The organism is Dietzia sp. B19 (assembly GCF_014145155.1).
Taxonomy (GTDB): Bacteria; Actinomycetota; Actinomycetes; order Mycobacteriales; family Mycobacteriaceae; genus Dietzia; species Dietzia natronolimnaea.
The window spans coordinates 1-1463 of record NZ_JAALED010000524.1; the positions used below are offsets into that span (position 1 = coordinate 1).

1 protein-coding gene and 1 pseudogene are annotated in these 1463 nt (G+C 70.1%); both read right to left on the minus strand.

Annotation, left to right across the window (positions count from 1 at the left end; all coding sequences use genetic code 11):
* Positions 1-592 (minus strand): annotated as a pseudogene (locus tag G6020_RS14220) (hypothetical protein); the annotation flags it as partial.
* Between the two features lie 123 nt (positions 593-715).
* Positions 716-1463 (minus strand): MFS transporter (locus tag G6020_RS14225; RefSeq protein ID WP_206682234.1); only part of this gene is annotated, 748 nt, incomplete at its 5' end.

Genomic DNA, 1463 nt, shown 5'->3' on the forward strand with positions numbered 1-1463 from the left:
CGAACCGCCGGGCACCCCGGCCGGACGGGTGCTCGACCGCCGCCCCGAGTCGCCCGGCCAGTCCCGGAACCGCCGCGCACAACCGCTCCACCGCCACCACCGCGTCCTCGAGATCCAGATCGCAGGCCAGGTCCCGACAGGTGCGCAGCGGGGTGGTTACCCGGAGACCGCCCAGCTCGGTGACGGCGGCCGGTGGCATCGCGCCGTAGCGGTAGACCCGTCCCCCGCGGGCTCGACGGGTGAACGGCAGCCAGATCTCCGGCAGCGCATCTGCCGGGACGGATTCGTCACCCCACAACAGTGCGGCACTGCGACCACGCAGGACCCCCTCGGGCCAGGTCCTGGCCAGCGCCTCGCTGCGCAGGCGGAGGTCGTCCACCTGGTCATCCCGGCGGTAGACCCCGTGCCAGATCCGGACGTAGCGATCCCGGTCTCGTGGATCGGGGACGGCCGCCGCGAGTTCGGCGGTGGTCAACGGGCCCGGTGGCAGCCCGCCGGGGTTCTCCGCGGAGGGACTGTGAACGGCGGGGGCGATCGCGATGCAGTCCTCGATGCCAGCGCTCTGCCCGCGGATCGGAGTGGGAGTGTCCATGCCGGACACAGTGCCGCACCCAGCGGTCGGATCCGGACCGGGGACGTGCGTCCGTGGAGGCGACTGTGGACAGACGGGAGCTGTGGATGACGACCGGGCGCGTCGCCACGGGACCCGCGATTCCTACCGGTGTCGAGGACTGGTGACCGGCACGAAGCGCCACACCAGGAGCCCGAGCAACGACAGCACCGTGACCACAGCAGCCACCGCCGAGATGCCTCCCATCGCGAACGCGAGCGGGCCGACCAGACCCCCGAATCCGCCGATGAAGAAGACGATGAAACTGAAGGCGGTGTTGAGCTGGGCAGAGTGCTCGGGCGATGTGGCCAGCGCCTGCACCTGGTTTCCGGACAGCGCAGACTGATTCGCCCACGTCGAGAAGAAGAGAGCCAGACCGAAGAGCATCGGGATGTCGTGGGTCAAGAAGATCGCGCCCGAGGACAGCGAGAGGACGACCAGGAACACACCGGTCATCCGGCGTGCTCCATATCTGTCGATCAACCGGCCGGACATCGGTGTCACCAGCCCCGCTACGAGGCCCACGAGCCCGAACAACCCGGCCTGGGTGACGGACCACGACAACGGCGGTCCGGTGAGGTGCAGGACCATCACCGCCCACACCGAGTTGAACGCCCCGAGCCCGAGCGACTGGGTGAGGGCGGCCCTGAGCAGGACCGGGTTCCCGCGAGCACTCTTCAGTGCTGCGGACATCAACGACACGTGCGACAGCGCACTGCCGACGGGCGGGACGGCCCGGCGGAGTGCCCACAATGCTGCGGGGAGCGACAGCGCGACCAGGAGGGCGCACGCGACGATGGTCCCTCGCCAACCGATCCAGTCGGTGGACGCACTCGCGAGCGCCCTCCCGCCA